The sequence below is a fragment of the Amycolatopsis rhabdoformis genome, from assembly GCF_035918295.1.
Lineage (GTDB): Bacteria > Actinomycetota > Actinomycetes > Mycobacteriales > Pseudonocardiaceae > Amycolatopsis > Amycolatopsis rhabdoformis.
In genome coordinates this window covers 9,083,928-9,105,474 of record NZ_CP142149.1, presented here as the reverse complement: position 1 = coordinate 9,105,474, position 21,547 = coordinate 9,083,928, and the positions used below count along the sequence as shown (strand labels likewise).

General features: G+C 70.6%; 22 protein-coding genes. 14 read left to right on the top strand and 8 right to left on the bottom strand.

Features of this window, described 5'->3' with window-relative positions:
• Positions 1 to 70 precede the first annotated feature (70 nt).
• The 4 genes from VSH64_RS42365 to VSH64_RS42350 all read left to right on the top strand — a co-directional run bounded on the left by VSH64_RS42365 (position 71) and on the right by VSH64_RS42350 (position 4,206).
• Positions 71 to 937 carry an alkaline phosphatase family protein gene (locus VSH64_RS42365; protein ID WP_326568345.1) on the top strand — a complete coding sequence of 289 codons (867 nt, stop codon included), beginning with the start codon at positions 71 to 73 and terminating at the stop codon, positions 935 to 937.
• An 80-nt stretch (positions 938 to 1,017) separates the two neighbouring features.
• On the top strand, positions 1,018 to 2,247 hold the full coding sequence (locus VSH64_RS42360) for an MFS transporter (protein WP_326838191.1): 1,230 nt from the start codon (positions 1,018 to 1,020) through the stop codon (positions 2,245 to 2,247).
• Positions 2,244 to 3,221: a TolB family protein gene (locus VSH64_RS42355; protein WP_326568344.1), complete on the top strand. Its 978-nt coding sequence runs from the start codon at positions 2,244 to 2,246 to the stop codon at positions 3,219 to 3,221. The genes VSH64_RS42360 and VSH64_RS42355 overlap by 4 nt, the downstream gene beginning before the upstream one ends.
• Positions 3,222 to 3,324: 103 nt before the next feature.
• Entirely contained in the window at positions 3,325 to 4,206 is an 882-nt protein-coding gene (locus tag VSH64_RS42350) for an NBR1-Ig-like domain-containing protein (RefSeq protein WP_326568343.1), read from the top strand.
• 176 nt (positions 4,207 to 4,382) lie between these two features.
• On the opposite strand, the gene VSH64_RS42345 is transcribed toward VSH64_RS42350, so the two are convergent.
• On the bottom strand, positions 4,383 to 5,366 hold the full coding sequence (locus VSH64_RS42345; RefSeq protein ID WP_326568342.1) for a GlxA family transcriptional regulator: 984 nt from the start codon (positions 5,364 to 5,366) through the stop codon (positions 4,383 to 4,385).
• Between the two features lie 70 nt (positions 5,367 to 5,436).
• Between VSH64_RS42345 and VSH64_RS42340 the strand changes: the two genes are divergently transcribed.
• Positions 5,437 to 6,135, top strand: coding sequence for an NAD(P)H-dependent oxidoreductase (locus VSH64_RS42340; protein WP_326568341.1), 699 nt, complete (start codon positions 5,437 to 5,439; stop codon positions 6,133 to 6,135).
• Between the two features lie 74 nt (positions 6,136 to 6,209).
• Here VSH64_RS42340 and VSH64_RS42335 read toward each other — a convergent pair whose 3' ends face one another.
• Positions 6,210 to 7,016, bottom strand: coding sequence for a GNAT family N-acetyltransferase (locus VSH64_RS42335; protein WP_326568340.1), 807 nt, complete (start codon positions 7,014 to 7,016; stop codon positions 6,210 to 6,212).
• A 71-nt stretch (positions 7,017 to 7,087) separates the two neighbouring features.
• On the opposite strand from VSH64_RS42335, the gene VSH64_RS42330 reads away from it, so the two are divergent.
• Positions 7,088 to 8,722 carry an acyl-CoA carboxylase subunit beta gene (locus tag VSH64_RS42330; RefSeq protein WP_326568339.1) on the top strand — a complete coding sequence of 545 codons (1,635 nt, stop codon included), beginning with the start codon at positions 7,088 to 7,090 and terminating at the stop codon, positions 8,720 to 8,722.
• A gap of 8 nt (positions 8,723 to 8,730) precedes the next feature.
• On the top strand, positions 8,731 to 8,955 hold the full coding sequence (locus tag VSH64_RS42325) for an acyl-CoA carboxylase epsilon subunit (RefSeq protein ID WP_326568338.1): 225 nt from the start codon (positions 8,731 to 8,733) through the stop codon (positions 8,953 to 8,955).
• 88 nt (positions 8,956 to 9,043) lie between these two features.
• On the opposite strand, the gene VSH64_RS42320 is transcribed toward VSH64_RS42325, so the two are convergent.
• The gene (locus VSH64_RS42320) at positions 9,044 to 9,652 is read right to left on the bottom strand and encodes a TetR/AcrR family transcriptional regulator (RefSeq protein ID WP_326568337.1); all 609 of its coding nucleotides are present in this window, start codon (positions 9,650 to 9,652) and stop codon (positions 9,044 to 9,046) included.
• A 97-nt stretch (positions 9,653 to 9,749) separates the two neighbouring features.
• On the opposite strand from VSH64_RS42320, the gene VSH64_RS42315 reads away from it, so the two are divergent.
• Positions 9,750 to 11,066 carry an MFS transporter gene (locus VSH64_RS42315; protein WP_326568336.1) on the top strand — a complete coding sequence of 439 codons (1,317 nt, stop codon included), beginning with the start codon at positions 9,750 to 9,752 and terminating at the stop codon, positions 11,064 to 11,066.
• Positions 11,067 to 11,075: 9 nt separating this feature from the next.
• Here the strand turns inward: VSH64_RS42315 and VSH64_RS42310 are convergent, their stop codons facing one another.
• Both VSH64_RS42310 and VSH64_RS42305 read right to left on the bottom strand, forming a co-directional pair.
• A complete protein-coding gene (locus VSH64_RS42310) occupies positions 11,076 to 11,522 on the bottom strand; it encodes a nitroreductase family deazaflavin-dependent oxidoreductase (protein WP_326568335.1) in 447 nt (148 codons plus the stop codon).
• A 33-nt stretch (positions 11,523 to 11,555) separates the two neighbouring features.
• Positions 11,556 to 11,993: a VOC family protein gene (locus VSH64_RS42305; RefSeq protein WP_326568334.1), complete on the bottom strand. Its 438-nt coding sequence runs from the start codon at positions 11,991 to 11,993 to the stop codon at positions 11,556 to 11,558.
• Positions 11,994 to 12,257: 264 nt separating this feature from the next.
• Between VSH64_RS42305 and VSH64_RS42300 the strand changes: the two genes are divergently transcribed.
• Together VSH64_RS42300 and VSH64_RS42295 are read left to right on the top strand one after the other, a co-directional pair.
• Entirely contained in the window at positions 12,258 to 12,878 is a 621-nt protein-coding gene (locus VSH64_RS42300) for a PadR family transcriptional regulator (RefSeq protein WP_326568333.1), read from the top strand.
• A complete protein-coding gene (locus VSH64_RS42295; RefSeq protein WP_326568332.1) occupies positions 12,859 to 14,502 on the top strand; it encodes a DHA2 family efflux MFS transporter permease subunit in 1,644 nt (547 codons plus the stop codon). The genes VSH64_RS42300 and VSH64_RS42295 overlap by 20 nt, the downstream gene beginning before the upstream one ends.
• A gap of 123 nt (positions 14,503 to 14,625) precedes the next feature.
• On the opposite strand, the gene VSH64_RS42290 is transcribed toward VSH64_RS42295, so the two are convergent.
• The gene (locus tag VSH64_RS42290) at positions 14,626 to 14,823 is read right to left on the bottom strand and encodes a hypothetical protein (protein ID WP_326568331.1); all 198 of its coding nucleotides are present in this window, start codon (positions 14,821 to 14,823) and stop codon (positions 14,626 to 14,628) included.
• A 697-nt stretch (positions 14,824 to 15,520) separates the two neighbouring features.
• Between VSH64_RS42290 and VSH64_RS42285 the strand changes: the two genes are divergently transcribed.
• The gene (locus VSH64_RS42285; protein WP_326568330.1) at positions 15,521 to 16,150 is read left to right on the top strand and encodes a Maf family protein; all 630 of its coding nucleotides are present in this window, start codon (positions 15,521 to 15,523) and stop codon (positions 16,148 to 16,150) included.
• Between the two features lie 21 nt (positions 16,151 to 16,171).
• Here VSH64_RS42285 and VSH64_RS42280 read toward each other — a convergent pair whose 3' ends face one another.
• Positions 16,172 to 16,606 (bottom strand): hypothetical protein, encoded by a 435-nt coding sequence (locus VSH64_RS42280; RefSeq protein WP_326568329.1) that lies wholly within the window; start codon positions 16,604 to 16,606, stop codon positions 16,172 to 16,174.
• 551 nt (positions 16,607 to 17,157) lie between these two features.
• On the opposite strand from VSH64_RS42280, the gene VSH64_RS42275 reads away from it, so the two are divergent.
• The gene (locus tag VSH64_RS42275; protein ID WP_326568328.1) at positions 17,158 to 18,480 is read left to right on the top strand and encodes a dicarboxylate/amino acid:cation symporter; all 1,323 of its coding nucleotides are present in this window, start codon (positions 17,158 to 17,160) and stop codon (positions 18,478 to 18,480) included.
• A gap of 62 nt (positions 18,481 to 18,542) precedes the next feature.
• Here VSH64_RS42275 and VSH64_RS42270 read toward each other — a convergent pair whose 3' ends face one another.
• Positions 18,543 to 19,280 carry a hypothetical protein gene (locus tag VSH64_RS42270; RefSeq protein WP_326568327.1) on the bottom strand — a complete coding sequence of 246 codons (738 nt, stop codon included), beginning with the start codon at positions 19,278 to 19,280 and terminating at the stop codon, positions 18,543 to 18,545.
• Between the two features lie 50 nt (positions 19,281 to 19,330).
• Between VSH64_RS42270 and VSH64_RS42265 the strand changes: the two genes are divergently transcribed.
• Complete coding sequence (locus VSH64_RS42265; RefSeq protein ID WP_285970436.1) at positions 19,331 to 19,621, top strand: SAV_915 family protein; 291 nt, start codon at positions 19,331 to 19,333, stop codon at positions 19,619 to 19,621.
• 93 nt (positions 19,622 to 19,714) lie between these two features.
• Positions 19,715 to 21,511, top strand: a complete 1,797-nt coding sequence (locus VSH64_RS42260; protein WP_326568326.1) for an acetyl/propionyl/methylcrotonyl-CoA carboxylase subunit alpha — start codon at positions 19,715 to 19,717, stop codon at positions 21,509 to 21,511.
• The last annotated feature ends 36 nt before the right edge of the window (positions 21,512 to 21,547 follow it).

The following is a 21,547-nucleotide window of genomic DNA, read 5'->3' as shown; positions in this document are numbered from 1 at the left end:
CAACGCGGCATGAAGCGGTTCGCTGGCGTCCCCATCATGAGTCGCCCTTCCCCCCGACCCAGGAGGACTCATGATCCGCAAGCGGATCGTGGCCGCGCTCGCCGCGGCGACGCTGGCCGCGGCCGGTGTCGTCACGGCGGCCGTCACGAACGTCGGCGAACCGGACGTGGCGCCCGCCGCCGCGGCCGTGCCCGCGTTCGACCACGTCGTGCTGGTGATGTTCGAGAACAAGAAGGCCTCGTCCATCACCTCGTCGGCTGCCCCGTACTTCACGTCCCTGGCCAGCCAGGGCGCGAAGTTCACCAGTTCGTTCGCGATCACCCACCCGAGCCAGCCCAACTACGTCGCCCTGTTCTCCGGCGCCACCCAGGGCGTCACGAGCGACTCCTGCCCCGCCAACCTCGGCAGCAAGGCCAACCTCGGCCAGCAGCTGATCGGCGCCGGCAAGACGTTCAAGGGCTACTCGGAGTCCATGCCGTCCGACGGCTACACCGGCTGCGTCAGCGGCAACTACCAGCGCAAGCACAACAGCTGGGTGGACTTCTCGAACGTGCCGGCGGCCAGCAACGTCCGCTACTCCAGCTTCCCCACCGACTACACCAAGCTGCCCACGGTGTCGTTCGTGACGCCGAACATGTGCAGCGACATGCACGACTGCTCGGTCGGCACCGGTGACACCTGGCTGAAGAGCCACCTCGACTCGTACGCGCAGTGGGCCAAGACGCACAACAGCCTGCTGATCGTCACGTTCGACGAGGACAGCGGCACCTCGGTCAACCAGATCTACACCTCGTTCGTGGGCGCCCACGTGAAGCCGGGCAGCTACTCCGAATCCATCAACCACTACACGGTCCTGCGCACCATCGAGGCCTCCTACGGCCTGCCGGGGATCGCGGGCGCGGCGAGCAAGTCGCCGATCCTCGACGTCTGGCAGTGAGTCCCGCCGCGGGTGCGGCCACCGAGTCCACTGTGGACCCGGTGGCCGCGCCCGCGGTTCCTCCCCGGAAGGGCGCGCCCGTGTACCTGTCCACCATCGGCCGCAGTGAGCACAAGGTTTCGAAGGGCAAGATCGCCGCGAACGTGCTCGCGCTCGGCACCGTCAGCCTCGTCACGGACATCTCCTCGGAGATGGTCACGGCGGTGCTGCCCATCTACCTCGTGCTCAGCCTGCACCTGAGCCCCGCGATCTACGGCCTGGTCGACGGCCTCTACACCGGCGCGACCGCGCTGCTGCGGCTCGTGGGCGGTTACCTCGCCGACCGGGTCAGCCGGCGCAAGACCATCGCCGGGATCGGGTACGCGATCTCGGCCGTCGCGAAGCTCGGTCTGGTCGCGGCCGGCGCGTCGGCCGGGGCGATCGGCGCCGTGATCACCGCGGACCGCACCGGCAAGGGCCTGCGCACGGCGCCGCGCGACGCGTTGATCACCTTGTCGGCACCGCAGGACATGCTCGGGCGCGCGTTCGGCGTGCACCGCGCGATGGACAGCGCCGGCGCGTTCGCCGGACCGCTCGTGGCGCTCGGGGTGCTCGCGCTGGTCGGCGCTTCGAGCACCGACGCGTTCGACGCGGTGTTCGTGACCAGCTTCTGCATCGCCGCGATCGCTGTGCTGCTGCTGATCCTCTTCGTCCGCGACCACCGCACTCCGCGGCCGGCCACCGGCACCGTTTCGCCGAGAGCCGCGGCGGCTTTGCTGAAGTCGGCGCCCGTCCGGCGGCTGCTCATCGCCGCGTGTGTGCTCGGCACGGCGACGATCGGCGACGGGTTCGTGTACCTGTTGCTGCAGCGCCGGGAAGACATCGGCACCGGCTGGTTCCCGCTGCTGGCCGTGGGCACGAACCTCGCCTACCTGGTGCTGGCGGCGCCGCTCGGCTCGCTGGCCGACCGGTTCGGCCGGCTGCCGGTCGTGCTCTGCGGGTACGGCGCGCTGGTGGTGGTGTACCTGCTGCTGGCCGGGCCCGTGTCGGGCTGGCCGCTCGTGGTGCTGTCGCTGGCTCTCTACGGCGCGTTCTACGCCGCCACCGACGGTGTGCTGATGGCGCTGGCCGGGCCGGTGCTGCCGGAGGCCTTGCGCACCACGGGGATCTCGCTCATCCAGACCGGCCAGGCGGTGGCGTACTTCGTGTCGTCGGCGCTGTTCGGCCTGGCCTGGCAGGTGTGGGGCATCGGACCGTCGATGGCCGTGGCGGCCGGTGCCGCTGTGCTGGCCATCGCGGTGACGTTCGGACTCTTGCGGAAGGCACGATGAAAACACGGATCCTGGTGGCGGTAGCCGGCATCGTGGTGCTGGTCGGCGCGGCGGCGGTGTACGTGGGCATGGCGGCGGCGCGCAACCGTGACGTGGCGGCCACCGGCACGGTGTCCCTGGCCCCCGGGCCGCGGCTACTGGTGCGCAGCACGGCCGACGCCTCGCGTGGCCACCTCGTCACGGTGTCGGCCGCCGACCTGGGCGGGCCGCGCGCGGTTTCGCCGGTCACGTGCGCGCGGGTGTACGCCTCGGCCGGCACGGGCCTGTGCCTGCGCCAAGACGGTGACCTCACCACGTACCAGCTGGCCGTGCTCGACTCGGGCCTCACGTCGAAGCGCGAGATCCCGCTGGTCGGCCTGCCCAATCGCGCCCGCGTGTCGCCGAGCGGCAACCTGGTGGCGTGGACGGTGTTCGTCACCGGCGACTCCTACAACGGCGGGGTGTTCTCCACCCGCGCCGGCATCCTCGACGTCCGCACCGGCGAGCTGGCGCCGACACTGGAGGACTTCGCCGTGACGCTGAACGGCAAGCCGTACCAGGCCGTGGACCTCAACTTCTGGGGTGTCACGTTCACCCGCGACGACCACACCTTCTACGCCACGATGTCCACGGCCGGGCACCGCTACCTCGTGCGCGGCGACTTCCGGGCCCACACGATCGTGTCGGTGCGGGAGAACGTCGAGTGCCCGTCGCTGTCGCCGGACAGCACGCGGATCGCGTTCAAGTCGGCGATCGACGACGACCCGGCGAAGGGCTGGCGGCTGTCGGTGCTCGACCTCGCGTCGGGCCGCGTGACGCCGCTCGCGGAAACCCGCAGCGTCGACGACCAGCCGGCCTGGCTCGACGACCACTCCGTCGGGTACGCCATTCCCCGCGGCACCCAGCACTCGGATGTGTGGACGGTGCCGGCCGACGGCAGCGGTGTGCCGCGTGTGCTGGTCCCGGACGCGGAGTCGCCGGCCGCGCTGGGTTGATCCCCTGAAGGACTGACGGACCGATCGTTCCCCTGGCGCCGCCGAGGTCTCCGACGGGTGTAAGACTTGTCCGGATCAGCGGATCTGACACCCAGGGAGAGCGATGAGCGCGGAGCCGGCGTCGGCCGACGTGCTCGCCGCGGAGCTGGCCGCGCTGCGCGCGAGTGTCGGCGACCCGTCGTTCCGCAAGATGGCCGAGCGCTCCGGCCGCATCTCCCACACCACCTTGCACGAGGCGGTGAAGGGCACGCGCTTCCCGTCGTGGGAGACCACGCGGGAGTTCGTGAAGGCGTGCGGCGCGGACGAGGAGCCGTGGCGGGCGCGGTGGGCGGCGCTCAAGGGTGGACCGGCGGTGCCGGAGCCCAGTGCCGCTGTGGAGTCCAACGTCGTCGAGTCCAGTGCGGCTCAGCGCCCCGAGGTCCCGGCGGTCCCAGCCGCCCCGGCCGGGGCGAGTGCCACCGACGCGCTCGTCGACGGCATCAGCGTCGCCCCGCCGCCGAGACGCAAGCGTTTGCCGCGACGAAACGCCCTGGTCGTGGGCGCGGCCGTGGTGGCGGTGCTCGCCGCGGTGGCCGCGTTCGTGCTCCCCGGACGGCTGGGCACGCCGGCGGGCGACGCCAGCGCCCGCGTCCCGGGGGACAACACGAAGTTCATCGCCGACGTGACCGTGCCCGACGGTATGTCGGTGCGCGCCGGCGTGACCGTGCAGAAGGTGTGGGAGCTCGAGAACTCCGGCAACGTCCGCTGGCACCAGCGGTACCTGCAGCGCATGGACCTGCCGCCGGCGCCGGGCACGTGCGTCACCCCCGACCGCGTGCTGGTCGGCGACACCGCGCCCGGCGAGCACGTGATGATCAGTGTGCCGGTGACCGCGTCCGACGCGCCCGGCCGGTGCTGGATCGGCTGGAAGATGGTCGACGCCGCCGGCGAGGAGTTCTTCACCACGAAGCGGCCGGTCTACGTGCTCATCACCGTCGTGCCCTGAAGCGCCCGCGTCCGAGCGCTGTCAGATTCTGTAAGACCTGGTCAGCCGGGTACCGAACAGTCCGTTTCCGCCGGGAAGATGGTCTTCATCGAAGGCGACCCTGCCCCGTCTTCGGCGGATTCTGGGGGTCGGTCCGTGGGGCGTCCGGGCGAAGGACGCACCCACGGACCGCCGGATCAGGCCGTGCGGCGGAACGTGTTGCGGTAGGCGCTGGGCGAGACCCCGAGCGCGCTCTGCAGGTGCTGGCGCAGCGAAGCCGCGGTGCCGAAGCCGCAGTCGGCGGCGATGCGGTCGATCGGCAGGTCCGTCTCCTCCAGCAGCTGGCGCGCCCGTTCCACGCGTTGCTGCGTGAGCCACTGCAGCGCCGAGATCCCGACCTCCTCGCGGAAGCGCCGGGTGAACGTCCGCACGCTCATGGCCTCCTTGGCCGCCAGGTCGCGCAGGGTGAGCGGCCAGCCGAGGTGCTCCAGCGCCCACGCCCGCGCGGCGCCGGTGGACGACGTCTGCGGCTGCGGCACCGGACGGCGGATGAACTGCGCCTGGCCACCCTCGCGGTGCGGCGACACGACCGTGCCGCGGGCGACCTCGTTGGCCACCGCCGCGCCGAAGTCACGCCGGATCAGGTGCAGGCAGAGGTCGATGCCGGACGCGACGCCGGCGGAGGTGAACACGTTGCCGTCTTCGGTGTAGAGCACGTCGGGGTCGAGCTTCACCCGCGGGTACTCCAGCCGGAAGTCGCCGGCCGAACGCCAATGCGTGGTCGCGCGGCGGCCGTCGAGCAGGCCCGCGGCCGCGAGCACGAACGCGCCGGTGCAGATCGACGCGACGCGCGCGCCGGGGCGGATGCGGCCGATCGCGCCGGCCAGCGCGGGCGGGTAGTCGCGGCCGGTGGGCTCGTACTCGAGCGACGACGCCGGGACCACCACCGTGTCGGCCTCGGCGATCGCCTCCGGGCCCTGCGCCACGGGGATCACCAGGTCGGAGTCGGTGCGGACGTCGCCGGGCTCGGGCGTGCAGGTGACCACCTCGTACAGCGGCTCGCCCTCGGCCGAGCGCGCCTGGCCGAACAGGCGGTGCACGATGCCGAGCTCCATCACGAGCATGCCGTGGCGCACCAGCACCGCCACGTGGTGCCGGTCGGGATGACGGAAGACGGACATGGCCCGATTCTTGCACAGGTTGTCCATCCGGCCACTTTCTCGCACCGGGCCACCGAGCGACCCTGACGACATGAACGTCCTCTGGCTCTTCGCCCACCCCGACCCGCACTCCCTGGGCGGCGCCCTGCGCGACGAGGGCCTGGCCACGCTGCGCGGCCTCGGCCACGACGTGCGCGAATCGGACCTCTACGCGATGCGCTGGAACCCGGTCGTCGACAAGATCGCGACGGTTCCGGCCGACGTCCGCGCCGAACAGGCCAAGCTGACCTGGGCCGACGCCGTGGTCTTCCAGTTCCCGCTCTGGTGGTACGGCACGCCCGCGATGCTGAAGGGCTGGTTCGACCGCGTGTTCGTGAAGGGCTACGCCTACGACGTGCGCGGCGAAGACGGCCGCACCCTGCGCTACGGCGAAGGCGCCCTCGCCGGCAAACGCGCGCTGGTCGTGGTCACCACCGGCTCGCCCGCCCCGGCCCTCGGCCCGCGCGGCGTCAACGGCCCCCTGCCCGACCTGCTCTTCGGCCTCCAGCACGGCACGCTCTTCTACACCGGCATGTCCGTGCTGCCGCCCTTCGCCGTGTACGACGCGGACCGCCTCACGGCGTGCGGGTACGCCTCGGCGGCGTTGGCGCTGCGGGACCGCCTGCGCGACCTCGGCCGCACCTCGCCACTGCCCTTCCGTCCCCAGAACGGCGGCGACTACGGCCGCGACCTCGTGCTCCGCCCGGAGGTGGCACCCGGCCGCTCGGGCCTGGACGTCCACCTCGGTTGAGGCTGCCGGGTGTCACATGTGGACAGACAGCAGCCGTCAGCCTCGAAGTGCTGCCCGCAGCCGGGCCGCTGACCTCAGCCCAGCGCGCGGTTGTACGGCGCGAACCGCCGTCCGGCGACACCCGGCAACGGGCGGCCGCCGTGCACGAGGCGGGGCGCGGGCCCGATCGGCGACAGGTCCGAGGCCCGACACCACGCCGAGAGCCCGGGCTGCGCCAGGTCCACGTCCACCCGGATCCGGCCGCCGGCCGCGCGCGCGATGCCGCGGATCAGCGCGCGGGCCTGCTCTTCGTCGGGCGCGACCACCGGGCCGATCACAGTCACGTCGTCGAGCAGCGTGCCGAGGGCGAAGCCGTCGTCGGTCACGTGCACGTGTTCGGCCTCGAAGAGCAGGCGGTCGAGCAGTGCGCGGCGCTCGAAGCCCTGGGCCGCGGAGTCCAGTGCGTACACCTGGTCCAGATCACCGGGATTGATCGGCCGGGCCGCCGGGCCGCCGTCGTCGGCTAGGACGCCGACGTGTCCCTCGCAGCCGCCGTCGGTCACGAAGCCCAGGGATTCGTAGAGCCGCAGGCCGAAGTCGCTCGCGTGCAGGAACACCGTCGCGTCGCCGGCCGCCGCCACGGCCGCGGAGGTGACGCGTCCGCCCAGACCCTGGCGTTCGTGGCGGGCGGCGACCACGACCATGGAGATCGACGCGACCGGTCCCGTCTCGACCAGGATCGACGTGGCGGCGAGGCCGCCGTCGGGCGAGTCGATGCCGAAGCCGCGGCCGACGTCGAGCAGGATCGACCACTTGCGGTGCTCGCGCGGCCAGTCGCGGTCGGCGCCGAGGTCGAGGCAGGCGGACAGGTCGGCGGGCCCGAGCGGGCGGACGGGAAGCACGTGGCCAGCCTAGGCCCGAGGGAGGCGTACGCCACACGCGAAGCGATCCGGTGGTGGCTACTCTCCATGACATGAGCAGTGCGACGCAGCCGCTCGGGACCCCGCCCGAGGAAGAACCGGACATCCACACCACGGCCGGCAAGCTCGCGGACCTCTACCGTCGCTACGACGAGGCCGTGCACGCCGGATCCGAGCGCGCGATCGAGAAGCAGCACGCGAAGGGCAAGAAGACGGCCCGCGAGCGCATCGATCTGCTGCTCGACGAGGGCTCGTTCGTCGAGCTCGACGAGCTGGCGCGCCACCGCTCCACGAACTTCGGGCTGGAGAAGAACCGCCCCTACGGCGACGGCGTGGTGTCGGGCTACGGCACCGTGAACGGCCGGCCGGTGTGCGTGTTCTCCCAGGACGTCACGGTGTTCGGCGGCGCGCTCGGTGAGGTGTACGGCGAGAAGATCGTGAAGGTCATGGACCTCGCGATCAAGACCGGCTGCCCGATCATCGGCATGAACGAGGGCGGCGGCGCGCGCATCCAGGAAGGCGTGGTGTCTCTCGGCCTCTACGCCGAAATCTTCCGCCGCAACACCCACGCGTCGGGCGTGATCCCGCAGATCTCGCTGATCATGGGCGCCAACGCCGGCGGGCACGTGTACTCCCCCGCGCTCACCGACTTCGTGGTGATGGTCGACGAGACGTCGCAGATGTTCATCACCGGCCCGGACGTGGTGAAGACCGTGACCGGCGAGGACGTGACCTTCGAGGAGCTCGGCGGCGCACGCACGCACAACACCAAGTCCGGCGTCGCGCACTACCTCGGCTCCGACGACGAGGACGCGATCGCCTACGTCAAGGAACTGCTGTCCTACCTGCCGCAGAACAACCTGTCCGAGCCGCCGGCCTTCGCGCCCGGCGAGCCGGCCGGCTTCTTCGACGACGTGACCGACACCGACCGCGAGCTCGACACGATCATCCCCGACTCGCCGAACACGCCGTACGACATGCACGAGGTCGTGACCCGCGTGCTCGACGACGGTGAGTTCCTCGAGGTCCACGAGCTCTTCGCGCCCAACATCCTCGTGGGCTTCGGCCGCGTGGACGGGCAGAGCGTGGGCGTGGTCGCGAACCAGCCGACGCAGTTCGCCGGCTGCCTCGACATCGCGGCGTCGGAGAAGGCGGCGCGCTTCGTGCGCACCTGCGACGCGTTCAACATCCCGGTGCTCACCTTCGTCGACGTGCCCGGCTTCCTGCCCGGCACCGACCAGGAGTGGAACGGCATCATCCGCCGCGGCGCCAAGCTGATCTACGCCTACGCCGAAGCCACCGTGCCGCTGGTCACCGTGATCACGCGCAAGGCCTACGGCGGCGCCTACGACGTGATGGGCTCCAAGCACCTCGGCGCCGACGTGAACCTCGCCTGGCCCACCGCCCAGGTCGCCGTGATGGGCGCCCAGGGCGCGGCGAACATCGTGCACCGCAAGACGCTGGCCGCGGCCGCCGCCGAGGGCCGCGACGTCGACGCCCTGCGCGCCGAGCTGATCCAGGAGTACGAGGACACGCTGCTGAACCCGTACGCCGCCGCCGAACGCGGTTACGTCGACTCGGTGATCGTGCCCGCGCACACGCGCGGCCACATCACGAAGGCCTTGACCCTGCTGAAGACCAAGCGCGAAACGCTGCCGCCCAAGAAGCACGGCAACATCCCCCTGTGAGGCCTCCCGTGAGCGATCGCCCCCTGCTCCGCGTCGTCCGCGGCAACCCGGACGACGCGGAACTGGCCGCGTTGACGGCCGTCGTCGCAGCCGCGGCTTCGGCTGCGGCCGCTGCCAGTGGCTCCGCCGCGCCAGCCCGCCGCACGTCGTGGTGGAACGACCGCAGTGCTGCCGTGCGGGTTCCGGTGCAGGCCGGTGACGGTGCTTGGCGGGCTTCGGCGTTGCCGCACTGATCCGTCCGGTTCGCCGAACCGCTGTCTTGCCGTTCCGCGAAGGGCGTCTTGAGGGATTCCGATTCCCGCAAGGCGCCCTTCGCGGCGTTCAGGGCCGGCGGGACGCGAGGAACCGGTCCGCCAACGCGTCCGTGAACTCCCGCGTGACCGGTGCCCCCGTGACCAGCACGCGGTAGTGGATCGGCCCGATCACCTGCTCCACCGCGCCGTCCAGATCCGTGCCGGCCGGCAGCTCGCCGCGGGCCAGCGCGCGTTCGAACGGCAGCCGGTCGCGGGCGTGCTGGCCGGAGATCTGTTCGGTGCGCAGGCGGGCCGCCAGGTCGGGGTCGTGCTGGGCCTGGCCGATCAGGGCGCGGAACACGGCGCCCGCGTCGGCCGTGGTCAGGAACAGCGCGACGGCCGCGAGATGCTCGCGCAGGTCGCGGCGCAGGTCGCCGTGGTCGGGGGGTACGAGTTCCTCGGCGAGGTCGTCGCCGAGAGCGTCGAGGAGAATGTCCACTTTGGACGGCCACCAGCGGTAGATCGTCTGCTTCGCAACGCCGGCCGCCGCGGCGATGCGTTCGATCGTGAGCCCGGCGAAACCGTGTTCCACCAGCAGGTCGTCCACCGCCTCGAGAACCGCGCGGCGCGCGTCCTCGCTGCGGCCGTAGCGGTTGCCGTGGTGCCGGCGCGTGTCCGGTGAAGTGGTGTGTCCCACGTCGGCGAGCCTAATCGGCTTCTAGACAAGACGCAACGTCGCGTCTAGCGTAGGCCGCGGCAAAAGGGGGTCACCCGACATGTGTTCCGCATGTGGCGTGCCGACGCACGTTCCGGAAGTCACCGGCGAAAGCGGCGAAAGCGCCGCCGGCGCCGCGCCGCGCAAGTTCGCGGCGCTCTACAACAAGGACTGCCGCCCGTACCTGTTCGGTGCGGGGCTGGCGATGATGGCCGACAACATCGAGCACGTGATCACGTACTGGGTGCTGTGGGAGAAGTTCCAGTCCCCCGCGCTCACCGGCTTCGAGGTGATCAGCCACTGGGTGCCGTTCCTGCTGTTCTCGGTGTACTTCGGCGGGCTGGCCGACCGGCACGACTGCCGGCGGATCATCCAGGCCGCGCAAGGGTTGTTCATGCTCGTGTCGGTGATGTGGGGCGTGCTGATCGTCACCGACACGCTGCAGGTGTGGAGCGCGTGCGTACTCCTGATCCTCCACGGCTGCGCAGGTGCGATCTGGGGCCCGGGCGAACAGTTGATGCTGCACGACTTCGTGGGCCCGGCGGAGCTGCCGAGCGCGGTGCGGCTCAACGCGACCTTCCGCAGCCTCGGCATCCTGTTCGGCCCGGTCGTCGGGTCGGCGCTGCTGCTCGGGCTGGGGCCGGTGGCGGGGATCTTCGTGAACGTCGCGTTCTACCTGCCGCTCACCATCTTCTTGTTCCGCACCAAGTTCACCGGCCACACGCGCGACGGCGGCATCGTCGCGCGCCCACGCGTGGGGCTGTTCGATTCGGTGCGCGTGCTGCGTGAGGTAGGCGCGAACCCGACGATGGTCGGGATGATCATCCTGGCCGGGCTCGGCGCGTTTTTCGTCGGCGCTTCCCTGCAGAGCGCGATGCCGATCTTCGCCCAGGACCTCGGCGCGGGCAACGCCGGCACGGCCTACGGTGTGCTGCTCTTCGCCAACGGCGCCGGCGGCGTGCTCGGCGGAATCCTGCTCGAAGCCACGGGCCGGATCAAACCGAGCGTGTTCGCGGCCGTGGTGAGCACCGCGATCTACGGTCTGTCGAGCCTGTTCTTCGCGATCACGGCGAGCTACCCGCCGGCGTTGGTGCTGCTGGTGATCGGCGGCATCGCGAACCTCGCCTCGATGTCGATCGGGCAGACCGTGGTGCAGCTGCTGGCGAAACCGGCCGAACGCGGGCGCGTGATCGGCGTGTACAACGTGTCCGCCAACGGCCTGCGGGCCGGCAGCGGGTTCACCGTCGGCCTGCTCGGCGCGGCGGTGGGGGTGCACTGGTCACTGGGCCTGAGCGCGGCGGCGCTCACCGTGGGCACGGCGATCTCCGGTTGGTACTCGCTGTGGGGCCGGCGGGCCAGGGAGGCCCGCCGGCAGCTGCAGCACGCGGGCGACTGACACCCGCCGTCAGTCCTGCGGCGTGAGCACCACGAGCGGGATCACGCGGTCGGTCTTCTGCGCGTACTCGTCGTACAGCGGGAAGATGCCGGCCATCAGCGCCCACAACGGCGCGCGCTCGGCATCGGGCACCACCCGGGCGCTCGCGGTGAACCGGCGCGGGCCCACCTGCACGCCGACGGTCGGGTTCGCCTCGAGGTTCTTGAACCACGCCGGATCCTCGTCGGCGCCGCCCTTGGAAGCGACGACAACGAAGTCGTCGCCCGAGGTGCCGTAGATCAGGCAGCAGCGGCGGGGTTCGCCGGTTTTGCGGCCGGTGGTGGCGAGGATGAGCGTGAACACACCGTTGGACTCGTGGCCCTCGGTGCCGCCCGAGGCCAGGTAGGTCCGGGTCTGCTCGGCGACCCAATCCCACTTCGAGTCGGTGGCGCGGTCGAGGTCTTCGGCGACTGCCATGGGTGGTGATCCTTTCCTGGAGGGGGAGTTCCGTCAGCCGAGCTCTTCGACCAGCCCGATGATCACGCCCGCGGGGCCGCGGACGTAGGCGTAGCGGCAGTAGTCCTCGTACCGGGTCAGTTCGCCCACGAGCTCACCGCCGTGGGGACGCAGGCGTTCGAGGAGGTCGTCGAGGCCCTCGACGACGAAGGTGAGGCGCGGGATGCCGGGCACGTTCACCGGCGGCCGCGGCGGGGTGGCGGTGGACACCGGCCTCTGGAAGGTGGACAGCTCGATCCGGCCGTGGCCGTCCGGGGTCTTCACGAAGGCCAGGTCGGCCTTCACGTCATCGAGCCCGAGGAGCTGGTCGACCCAGGCGCCTTCGACCACGGTCTGACCCTCGACCTCCAGGCCGAGCTCGACGAAGAACGCGATGGCGGCGGCGAGATCCTCGACCACGATCCCGGCGTGGTCCAGGCGGCGGACGCTCATGGTTTCCTCCCTTGTCCGACGGCCCGGTCGGCCGCTCGTGCCCCGGGGACGCAGCCGCGGCCGTGTTCTCGACACCGGCTGTTCCCTTTTTTGTCGGTCCCCCCGGATACCTTGGCCGAACCGGGTCCACCGCTCTTCATCACCGTGCGCGACAGCGCGCTCACCAGGGCAAACCACTGGACCCCGCCACTTCACACCCATAGTCCGGAGTCGTATAGTCCACGTGGAATAACCACACCGGATCACTCGAAAGGATCACCAGCCATGGTTGCGGCGAAGCTGACCGCTCTGGGGGTGGCTGTGCTGGAACTTCTCCACGAGAAGCCGATGCACCCCTACGAGATGGCGCAGCTCATGCGCGAGCGCTACGTGGATCTGCGCGTGAAGCTGAAGGCCGGGTCGCTCTACCACACCGTGGAACGCTTGCAGCACAACGGTTTCATCGAGGTCGTCGACACCCAGCGCGACGGCAGGCGGCCCGAGCGCACCGTGTACGCGATGACGGCGGCCGGCAAGGACGTGTTCGAGCAGCGGGCGCGCGAGCTGCTGGGCGACGTCGCCCAGGAGTACCCGGAGTTCCTCAGCGGGCTCGCGGTCATCGACGACCTCGGCCGGGACATCGCGCTGGCCGAGCTGGAGCACCGCGTCACGCTGCTGCGCGCGAGCGTCGCGTCGGACCAGGTCATGCTCAAGCGCCTGCGCGACGACGGGCTGCCCGAGATCTACTGGCTCGACTTCCGCTACGCCGCCGCCCACCGGGCCTTCGAGCTCGAGTGGTGCGACCGCCTCTACGCCGATCTTTCCTCAGGGCGCATCCGGTTCCAGGACGAGAAGCCCGCACTCAGCCTCATCACCAAGGAAGACCATGAACGCAAGACAAGCTAACCCGTGGGCCGCGCTCAGTGCGCTGTGCCTGGGGTTCTTCATGATCCTGCTGGACACCACCATCGTGTCCATCGCCATTCCCAACATGCTGGACAAGCTCAACACGGGCTTGAACAGCGTGGTGTGGGTGATCAGCGTCTACCTGCTCACCTACGCCGTGCCGATGCTGTTCACGAGCCGGCTCGGCGACCGCTTCGGGCCGAAGCGCGTGTTCCTCGCCGGCCTGGTCGTGTTCACGGCCGCCTCGCTGTGGTGCGGCCTGTCCGGCAGCGTCGAGATGCTCATCGCGGCGCGCGCCGTGCAGGGTCTCGGCGCCGCGCTGATGACGCCGCAGACGCTGGCGTTCATCACGCACCTGTTCGCGCCGGCCAAGCGCGGCCCGGCCATGGGCGCGTGGGGTGGTGTCGCCGGCCTGGCCACGATCGCGGGCCCGCTGCTGGGCGGCGTGCTGGTCGACCACCTCGGCTGGGAGTGGATCTTCTTCGTCAACGTGCCGATCGGCGTGATCGCCATCGTGCTCACGGTGCTGCTCGTGCCCGACTGGCAGCCGAAACACGCGCACTCGTTCGACTTCATCGGCATCTTCCTGTCGGCCGCCGGCCTGTTCTGCCTGGTGTTCGGCGTGCAGAACGGCCAGCAGTACGACTGGGGCACGGTCTTCGGCGGCATCACCGTGTTCGAGTTCATCGGCGCCGGCGTGGTGCTGCTGGTGGCCTTCGTGCTGTGGCAGAAGTACAACCGCCGCGAGCCCCTCGTGCCGCTCGGTGTGTTCGGCAACCGCAACTTCTCCGCCGGCACCCTCACGGCCACCACAGTCGGCTTCACGATGACCGGCATGTTCCTGCCGCTGATCATCTACATCCAGACGGTGCTCGGCCTGAGCCCCACGCTCGCGGGCGTGCTCACCGCGCCGATGTCGCTGCTGTCGGGCGTGATCGCGCCGTTCGTGGGCCGCGCGTCGGACCGGATCAACGGCAAGTACCTGGTGATGGGCGGCCTCACGCTGCTCGCCGTGGGCATCGGCATCATCGCGCTGCAGGCGCGGCCGGACACCAGCCCGTGGGCGCTCATCCCGGCCCTGCTGGTCTGCGGGCTCGGCATCGGCTGCATCTTCTCGCCGATGAGCAACCTCACTATGGCCTCGGTTCAGCCCCAGCTCGCCGGCACCGCCTCGGGCATCTTCAACACCGCCCGCCAGGTCGGCGGCGTCCTCGGCAGCGCGGCCATCGGCGTGCTCCTGCAGGCCCGCATCAGCGCCTCGATCACCGACGAGGCCGCCACGGCCGCCGCGCAGCTGCCCGAGCAGTACCGCCAGCCCTTCGCCGACGGCATCGCCCACGCCGCCGCGGCCACCGGCGAGTTCGGCTCCTCCGGCGGCGCCCCCGCTCCGATGCCGGGCCTGCCCGCGGACCTCGCCGCCCAGGCCGGCCGCCTCGCCTCCGAGGCCGTGCACAACGGCCTCACGGACGCCGCCCGCGCCACCCTGGTCCTCCCGATCGTGGTGCTGCTCCTGGGCGTCCTCTCCGCGGCCTTCCTCCGCCGCGTCACGCCCCGCCCCACCCCGACGACCTCGGCCCCGACGTCCTCGACCGCGACATCTACGGACGCACCGGCCACGGCGTGAGGCAATGCTGAGTCGAGGCTCGCGAGTGCCGCTTCCGATCACCGGAAGCCCTTCGCGAGCCTCGGCCGGCCTCGATCAACGGCGGTAGCGGCGAAGCGCCGAGCACACGATTCGCTGATGGGCTCAGCTCGACGCTGCCATGAGAACGTGCAGGACACAGATCTTCACCGCAGCAGGTACCAAGGCCGCGCACTTCTTGACGATGATCTTCTTCATCCGCTTGACCGCCTTCCTCAGCTTTGTGAAGTCGAGGGCGGAAGCGAGATTCATGATCAGCAAAGCAGTGAACAGCGCCGAGACCCAGCTGATCGCCGGGCTCAACCCACCAACCGGATCACACTAGCGTCGCGAGGCGATCCAGTCCCTCCGCCTCGCCGCGAGCCGACCTCGGCACGGCGAACCAGTGCGGTGAATGACGTGTCGGCCCCTCGGCCACCGGTGCGGGAGTCCAGGGCAGAGGGGCCGACACGTTTACCGCGGGAGAGAAAGTCTGTGCGGCGGGAGCGAGCCGTCGCCGGGAAGCAGGTCGGTCAGGGCCGCCGGGAAGTCAGAGCGGGCGGAGCAGTCAGACACGGCCAGGGAGTTCAGAGCAGGCAAGTCAGTCAGTCAAAGCAGTCAGTCAGCGCAGGTAAGGCACTCGAAGCAGTCACACCGGCCAAGTGCACCCAGAGCAACAACGCACCGACCGGAAGACAACCGACGACAAACCGCAGACCCAGCTCCTCACCCACGCATCGGCGGAGAACCCTTCAGCACCCCGGCCCCACCGGCCCGCACGGGATCGCGGTGTTTCGGGGCCCGCAGCCGCGACCACCAGACCGAGCGCAGCCTGGTCGGCGGGGCGAATTCCGTCACCCTGACTGTCATGCGTCGTCCCTTCCCGGCATCTGCCTTGGTACCGTCGGGGGGCAAGCCGAGCCCAGCGTCGATATGTTGTGAGCAACAACAAACTAGCTCCACGATCGGGTGTTGCAGGTCACAATTCGGCAACTCTCGCTACGCGCGGTAGCTTTCACCCGTGCGTCTCGTACTTGCTTCCCAGTCCCCCGCCCGCCTTGCGTTGCTGCGCGCCGCCGGGATCGAGCCGAGTATCGTGGTGTCCGGTGTCGACGAGGACGCCGTGGCGGCGTCGCTCACCGATCCGGCGCCCGACGAGCTCGTGATGGCTCTCGCCGCGGCCAAGGGCAACGCCGTGCTCGCCGAGGTGGCCGGCATCGACACCGACGCCGTGATCGTGGCGTGCGATTCGATGCTCCACATCGGCGGCGAGATGGTCGGCAAGCCCGGCACTCCGGAGGTCGCGCGGCGGCGGTGGGCGGCGATGGCCGGCAACTCCGGCGAGCTGCTCACCGGCCACGCGATCATTCGCGTCGAAAACGGCCACCGCACCAAAGAAGCCCAGGGCACCCAGCGCACCACCGTCCACTTCGGACGGCCCAGCGACGAGGAGCTCGACGCCTACATCGCCACCGGCGAGCCGCTGCAGGTGGCGGGCGCGTTCACGCTCGACGCGCTCGGCGGCTGGTTCGTCGAGGGCATCGAGGGCGACCCGTCGAGCGTGATCGGGCTCAGCCTGCCGCTGGTGCGCCGCCTGCTGGCCGAGGTCGGCGTGAGTGTGGTGGATCTCTGGGCGCCGTCCGCCCCCTGACGAGGCGCCCGGAGAAACCGCCTACGGTGTCCGGTCGAGCACATCGCAGGTGCCGGGGCCACGATCCGACGTCTCCGACACCGAGATGGCCAGCACCTGGTCCAACCGGCCGGTGAAGGCGAACGTGGCGCCCGCCTCCTGCGCGCCGAGCGTCCGGTGCTGCTCGGTGGACTGCTCGTCCACCGTGAGGGCGTACACGGTCAAGTTCGCGGGCCCCGGGAAGGTGACGTGGACCGTGTACCCGCCGCCGGCCCCCGCCGCGGTCGCCGTGTACGGGTCGCAGATCAGCTGTTCGAGGTTCTCGATGTGCGCGTGCAGCGGGCCGGCCGGCCGCAGGATGGCTGCCACCCCGATGCCGCTGTCGGCCGCGGTGACCGCCGGCGGCGTCACGTCGTGGGCGGCTCTGGCCGGCTGCGGGCTCGCCGGGCGGTCGTCGTCCCCGAGACCGATGGCCACGAGGAGAACCGCGACGGTCCCCCCGACGAGCCACGGCCACCGCCGTCTCCGCTTTTGCGCCTGTTCGGGAACAGGCGGGGCGACGGGCTGCGGGGACGGCAGGGGGCTGGACACAGAGAGTGCTCCTTCAACGATCAATCAACCACGACGTGGTCGAATCGATCGGGCCCGGCGTTACCGGGCGAACCGCCGGCCGCCCGCGGCGGCAGTTACGGCGAAACCACGGCCAGGTCCCGGAAGCGTCCGCACCACCGGCCATTTCGGACAGCCGCGGCGCCGAGCAGCGCGACGCCCACCTCGCCGGCGGCGAAGTACCGCAGGTAGCGGGCTCGACGCACCCGGCGGCTCGTTCACCCAGCGCACCGAGGACGACCGTCGAGCGCACTCGGACTCGGCCTGCCGCCGGCCGGCCGAAGTCGGCGTGAGTGGCGCGGATCTCTCGACGCCTCCCACATGCTGAGAAGACTTTCACTCCTCCGAGTGATCGAAGAAAGTTCATGTTCGGCCCGGTTCGGGCCTGAACGGGAACTTTCGACCTCTGGGGTGGCTTCGTGTCCTTCCTCCGCGCGTACACCAAACCTCGAGTCTTCGCGGCCGCCGTGATCGGGTCGCTCATCGTCGGCGCGGCGCTCGGCGTCCTCGCCCGGACGACGGGCGCCACGACGCTGACCACCGTGCTCCACGAAATCGGCGCGATCTTCACGACGCTGCTGCAGATCGCGGTGATCCCGCTGGTCTTCACCGCGATCGTGGTCGGCATCACGAGCCTGCGCGGCCTCGGCGGCGGGCGCACGGCCGCGCGCCTCGGCGGCCGCACCGTGCTGTGGTTCGCCATCACGTCGTTCATCGCCTCGCTCATCGGCATCGCGATCGGCAAGCTGTTCGACCCGGGCACCGGCGGCCTCGGCTCCGGCATCGCGGCCACGGCGAAGAACGCCGACAAGGCCGCGAAGAGCGTGAGCAGCTGGGGCTCCTGGGACGCCTTCATCGACGGCCTGCTCCCCCAGAACTTCTTCTCCGCCTTCGCCGAGGGCAACACGCTTCAGGTGCTCTTCCTCGCCGTGCTGATCGGCGCCGCCGCCTACAGCCTGGGCGACAAGGCGAAGCCGTTCGTCGACTTCACCACGAGCGTGTTCGAGATCATCCAGCGCTACCTCGGCTGGATCGTGCGCCTGGCCCCACTCGGCATCGCCGGCCTGATCGGCGCCGCCGTGTCCAACTACGGCGACGCGCTCTTCCGCCCGCTGCTCTCGACCACGGCCGCGGTGTACGTCGGCTGCCTGCTGGTGCTGTTCGTCGTGTACCCGATCCTGCTGAAGTTCGTGGCGAAGATCAGCCCGGCCACGTTCTTCGCCAAGGCCGGCACGGCGATCCAGTTCGCGTTCGCCTCGCAGTCGAGCGCCGCGACGCTGCCGCTCACCCGCCAGGCCGCGGTGAACCTCGGCGTCGACCCGTCCTACGCCGCCTTCGCCACCCCGCTCGCCAGTGCGACCAAAATGGACGGTTGTGCCGCCGTTTTCCCGGCCATCGGCGCCATTTTCATCGCGAACCTGTCCGGCGTGCAGCTGAGCATCGGGCAGTACGTGGGCATCGTGGTGGTCGCCGTGCTCGGCGCGCTCGCCACGGCCGGCACCACCGGCTGGCTCACCGCCCTCACGCTCACCACCGCGTTCATCGGCCTCGACGCCAAGCAGGTGGCGCTGGGCATCGCGCTCATCTACTCGGTGAACCCGATCATGGACATGATGCGCACGGCCACCAACGTCGCCGGCCAGATCGTGGTGCCGACCATCGTCGCGCGCGGCGAAGGCCTGCTCGACGACGCGGTGCGCGACACCCCGGCGGCCCCGAAAACCGCCGCCGTCCCCGCCTGATCGAAACCTGCCTGATCGAACTCTGCCTGATCAACCCCGCACGGCGGCTGGGCGACAAACGCTCAGCCGCCGTCCGGGCAGGTCCGCAGCTCCGAAGCCCGCACCTCGACCTGCGGCCACCCACGCAGGTCCGACGGCGACACCACCGTGCGAGTGCAGCCCACCACCGAGCCGCTGAGCTCGTAGACCTCGGCGAGCACCGGCGCGGCCTGGCACCTCGGTGTGCCGGGTGTCGCGTCGGGACACTCGTGCCGCACGACGATCACGTCCGGCCGGCCGTCGGTGTCCACGTCGAAGAGCGAAAGCGTGCCCGCGTCGGCGAAGTAGGGCTTCCCGAAGTCGCGCCACACGCCACCGGTGCCGATGAGCAGCTCGCCGTACGCACCGCCCGCGCCGTCACCGCCGCCGACATCACCGGTCACCAGGCACGCCGACGTGTCCCCCGCGACGCAGTGCAGCGACTGCGCGGTGAGCTTCGCGCCCATCGTGGTGATCGCGAGCTCGAACTCCGTGCCCGGCTGCGGCCCCACCTGCACCCGGCCCCAGCCGCCCGACGCGTCGGACAGCAACACGACCGGCGTGCCGGCCACGGTCACCGCGGCCAGCTGCCGGCACGCGCCGCTGCCGCAGGTGGAGGTGGTGGGCGCCGCCGGTTCGAGGTTCACGGGTGCGGCGCCGGCCGCGCCGTCGGGCTTCGGCCGCAGCACCACGACGACCACGAGCGCCGCCACCGTGACCACGGCGGCGAGCAGAGCCGTGAGCAGCGCGGACCGAGGGGTCCGGGTCGGCGAAGTCCGCATATCCGAGACTGTAGGCGACCTTGCGGAGGGTGGCCGTCTATGTTGTCCGGGTGACGAACCCCAACCTCCCCCCGGCTCTGTACCTGCCCACCGGTCCGGTCAGCGGAACGACCGACGGCGGCACCGGCGCCAACATCGAGCTGCGCCGCACGCCCGACGGCCGGGTCGCCCTGGTCGCGTTCACCGCACTCGACCGGCTGATCGACTGCTGCGGCGAGCACCAGCCGTGGATCATGATCAACACCGAGCACCTGCCGAAGATCCACCAGGTCAACCCCTACGACGTGATCGTGCTCGACTCAGAACTCCCGGTCGAGCTGCGCCACACCGCGCGGGTATAACGAAACCACCGGGTGGTCCAGCTCTCATCCCAGCGGGTAGTGCGGTCCGTAGACTCCGGGAAATCAGGCAGTGGAGCTCACGGGAGGTACCGGGTGACCGAGCAGGACGTCGCGAGCACGGGTGGTCCGGTGACCAAGATTCTCGTCGCCAACCGCGGTGAGATCGCGGTCCGCGTGATCAGGGCGGCGAAGGACGCAGGTCTCGAAAGTGTGGCCGTGTACGCCGATCCCGACCGCGACGCACCACATGTGCGCCTGGCCGACGAAGCGTTCGCCCTCGGCGGCACCACGGCCGCCGAGAGCTACCTCTCCATCGACAAACTCCTCGACGTGGCCAAGCGTTCCGGTGCGGACTCCGTCCACCCGGGATACGGCTTCCTGTCGGAGAACGCCGATTTCGCGCAGGCCGTGCTGGATGCCGGGCTCACCTGGATCGGGCCGAGCCCACAGTCCATTCGCGACCTCGGCGACAAGGTCACCGCGCGCCACATCGCCACGCGCGCCGGCGCACCGCTCGTGCCCGGCACCAAGGAACCGGTTAAGGACGCGAGCGAGATCATCGCGTTCGCCGACGAACACGGTCTGCCAGTGGCGATCAAGGCGGCGTTCGGCGGTGGCGGGCGTGGCCTCAAGGTCGCCCGCACCCGCGAGGAAATCCCCGAGCTGTTCGAATCCGCGACGCGTGAGGCGGTGGCCGCGTTCGGCCGCGGCGAGTGCTTCGTGGAGCGCTACCTCGACAAGCCGCGTCACGTCGAGGCGCAGGTGCTGGCCGACCAGCACGGCAACGCGATCGTGGTCGGCACGCGCGACTGCTCGCTGCAGCGCCGCCACCAGAAGCTCGTCGAAGAAGCACCGGCGCCGTTCCTCTCCGACGAGCAGCGCCGCAGCATTCACGAGTCGGCCAAGGCGATCTGCAAGGAAGCCGGTTACTACGGCGCCGGCACGGTCGAGTACCTCGTGGCCACCGACGGCACCATCTCCTTCCTCGAGGTGAACACCCGCCTGCAGGTCGAACACCCCGTTTCCGAGGAGACGACCGGCCTCGACCTCGTGCGCGAGATGTTCCGCATCGCGCGCGGCGAAAAGCTGCGCATCACCGAAGACCCCGAGCCGCGCGGGCACTCGATCGAGTTCCGCATCAACGGCGAGGACGCCGGCCGCGGCTTCCTGCCGGCGCCGGGCACGGTCACGAAGTTCATCTCGCCCAACGGTCCCGGCGTGCGCGTCGACTCCGGGGTGGAATCGGGCAGCGTGATCGGCGGCCAGTTCGACTCGATGCTGGCCAAGCTGATCGTGACCGGCTCCGACCGGAACAACGCGCTGGAGCGCAGCCGGCGCGCGCTGGCCGAGTTCGTGGTCGAGGGCATGGCCACCGTGCTGCCGTTCGACCGCGTGATCGTGGACGACCCGGCCTTCATCGGTGACGAGAACGGCTTCTCCGTGCACACGCGCTGGATCGAGACGGAGTTCGACAACAAGATCGAGCCGTTCGTCGCGCCGGACGCCGAAGCCGAGGACGAGGCCCCGCGCCAGAACGTGGTGGTGGAGGTCGGCGGCCGCCGGCTCGAGGTGTCGCTGCCGGGTGGCTTCGCGCTCGAAGGCGCGGGCGGCGGAGCGGCGGCCACGAAGGCCAAGCCGCGCAAGCGCTCGGGTGGCGCGAAGGCCGCGGCGAGCGGCGACGCCGTCACGGCGCCGATGCAGGGCACGATCGTGAAGATCGCCGTGGAGGAAGGTCAGCAGGTCGAAGCGGGCGAGCTGATCGTGGTCCTCGAGGCGATGAAGATGGAGAACCCGGTCACGGCGCACAAAGCGGGCACCGTTACGGGGCTTTCGGTCGAGGTCGGCGCCGCGGTGACCCAGGGAACCCAACTTCTGGAGCTCAAGGACTGAAGTTGTGCTGAATGTCGTGGGTCCACCGGCCCGGGG